The 2204-nt window shown below is 67.2% G+C and carries 4 protein-coding genes; 1 reads left to right on the top strand and 3 read right to left on the bottom strand.

Annotation, left to right across the window (positions count from 1 at the left end; all coding sequences use genetic code 11):
• A partial coding sequence (locus tag ACFXN1_RS51680; protein WP_379446792.1) for a hypothetical protein occupies positions 1 to 205 on the top strand: 205 nt, incomplete at its 5' end.
• Between the two features lie 200 nt (positions 206 to 405).
• Here ACFXN1_RS51680 and ACFXN1_RS51675 read toward each other — a convergent pair.
• The 3 genes from ACFXN1_RS51675 to ACFXN1_RS51665 all read right to left on the bottom strand — a co-directional run bounded on the left by ACFXN1_RS51675 (position 406) and on the right by ACFXN1_RS51665 (position 2143).
• The gene (locus ACFXN1_RS51675) at positions 406 to 621 is read right to left on the bottom strand and encodes a hypothetical protein (protein ID WP_379446793.1); all 216 of its coding nucleotides are present in this window, start codon (positions 619 to 621) and stop codon (positions 406 to 408) included.
• Between the two features lie 88 nt (positions 622 to 709).
• The gene (locus ACFXN1_RS51670) at positions 710 to 1552 is read right to left on the bottom strand and encodes a hypothetical protein (RefSeq protein ID WP_379464180.1); all 843 of its coding nucleotides are present in this window, start codon (positions 1550 to 1552) and stop codon (positions 710 to 712) included.
• 108 nt (positions 1553 to 1660) lie between these two features.
• Positions 1661 to 2143, bottom strand: a complete 483-nt coding sequence (locus tag ACFXN1_RS51665; RefSeq protein ID WP_379446777.1) for a hypothetical protein — start codon at positions 2141 to 2143, stop codon at positions 1661 to 1663.
• Positions 2144 to 2204 lie beyond the last annotated feature (61 nt).

Below are 2204 nucleotides of genomic sequence, written 5' to 3'. Positions count from 1 at the left end.
CGATGTCGAGGTCGTCGCGGTGGGCCAGGAGCGCCTCGATGCGATCACCCCCGACGAGGTGACCCGGGAGGGCTTCCCGGAGATGACGGTCCCCGCGTTCGTCGAGTTCTTCTGCGGCAGCCACAAGGGCTGCACGCCGGCGAGCATCGTGACCAGGATCCGATGGCGCTACCTCGACACCGACACCGCTGCCGGGGGTAATTAGATGCGATAGCCATGCTGGTCGGCTGCATCCGGGTCAGCACCGTCGATCAGAACACCGCCCGCCAGGGAGGACCTCGACGTGGAGAAGACCTTCGTCGACAGCCTCCGGCAAGGACATCGTTTGGCCGCGCCTCGACGAGCTGATCGAGTTCGTCGGTGAGGGCGACATTGATCAACGGCGCCAACGGCAGCCTGCACTGGTTAATCGACGAGGTGCTGGCCAGTACGACATTGACGCGGAAGACCATGCGTGTCGAGCCACAGCGATCCCGCGCGCACGATGGCGGTGTCGCAATCACGGGCGTGGAGCAGCTTCGTGACTTCGACGGCGGCCGCAAGCTGGTGTCCGGCTCTCGCCTCCCGCAGCACCTGCCGCGCATAGCTGTGCCATGCCGGCGCGGCGCTTCCGCTGGTCATCTCCGAAGTACTTCATCGCCACAGCGACCCGCTGTTCGTATCCCACGCTCGCGCCACGGATGGCGTATCCCCGCAGTCCGTCTGGGACTCAGGTGACCGTGCGGGTGCGCCGCTGGGACGGCTGGCGGCTGAGAGCGGCGGCGGTGAGGTGGATATCGGATTCGGTGCCCAATGCCTTCGCGGCATCGCGAAGGTGCTGGCGGCGAACGATTTTGTCCTTTTGCAGATAGCGCACCGCCGATCCGGCCCAGACCAAGCATGAGGCGACGATGTGCACCCACGGCAACCGATCCCACGCCTGTGGCTCCAGCTGCAGGCCGTAGCCGCCTGCCGTCGGCCCCGGATCGGCGTAGAGGTAGGCGTCGGCGACCGACATCCGGGGGTGGGTGAAAGCGCACAGCAGGCGGTAATGGGCGTAGATGTCCGGGCCACCGCCCTGGAAATCGTCCAGCATGGACGCGAAGACCTTCGCCTGGCCATCGGATCCGGTCAGCACCAGCGGGTCACCCAGGTTGCCGATCTTCACTGCGGCCTGCTGGAACTCCGGAATTGTCGCGTCCTGCAACGTTTTCGCCATCGCCCGGCGTTGTTTGAGTTCGTGGTTGAACACCGCGAGCGCGGCGTCAGGAGTCGATTGGGCGATCCAGTGCGCGGTCAGCGCATGCTCGAAACACGCCCGCACGGTGGGCGTCGTCATCAGGACGTGCTCGCGGTCGAGCAGATCCAGAGCCATCCGGCCGAGGTGGTGGGCGTGGATGGCGAATCCGAATTCCGCGGCGGCCCGCCCGCGGTCCGCCTCACCGCGGTGGACGACTTCGAGTTTCCCCTCCGCCAGATGCGCGAAGAACGTCGTGATCAGTTCCCGCCCGATCGCCGCATGGACGGTGGGGTCAGCAGACACAAGCGAGCGATCACGGTCGGCCAAGGTCATGACTGCCCATGGTAGGTGCCCGATCCTGCTTAGCGAGCGGTTGTTTCGCAGCAGCCTGGCTCGTCGGATGTGCCCGCGACCCATTCCCGGTACCGCTGAAGCCAGCCGTCAGACGCCGTAGCGAGCCGCGATGACGTCGACACGGTCGAGCAGGTCGTCGAGCTCGGCGCTTACGGCCTTGAACCGCCACCGGGCGGCGATCCCACGCTCGAACCAATCGGTATCGACGTCCGGGCCCGGGCCCGGCGCGGCCGGGGCCAGCAGATGGGCGGTGGCGATATCGGCCACGGCATCCGGGCGCAGCGGCTCAAGTTCGTCGATGTAGCCGTGCGCCAAGCCGCGCGCGTCGAACTCGCACAACAACGGTTGCACCGCATATCGGGCGGGGAACTGCTGCGGCACATACACTTCCGCCTCACCGTCCTGGAGGTTGGCGGCGGCCGCGCCGGAGTCGGTGAGTAGTTCTTCGAGCCGGATGTGGCCGGTGGCGGCGGGTGCGTGGGTGGCGATGGTGGCCGAGCGGGAGAACACTCGCACCGGGCAGGCCGCGGTGCCGGTGGCGGGCGGAACCAACAGCGGTTGCGCGCCCACGGTGACGGCCTGCTCGGTGAGGGTGATCTCGGCCTGGGTCAGGGTCGAGATCTGGTGCTAG

The organism is Nocardia sp. NPDC059154, assembly GCF_042755705.1.
Taxonomy (GTDB): Bacteria; Actinomycetota; Actinomycetes; order Mycobacteriales; family Mycobacteriaceae; genus Nocardia.
The sequence above is the reverse complement of the archived record's forward strand: the minus strand, read 5'-3'. Positions and strand labels throughout refer to the sequence as shown.

Bases quoted from the DNA above. Each gene is read 5' to 3' on its own strand.
- ACFXN1_RS51675 (WP_379446793.1), bottom strand. From the start codon at position 621: ATGACCAGCGGAAGCGCCGCGCCGGCATGGCACAGCTATGCGCGGCAG.
- ACFXN1_RS51670 (WP_379464180.1), bottom strand. From the start codon at position 1,552: ATGACCTTGGCCGACCGTGATCGCTCGCTTGTGTCTGCTGACCCCACC.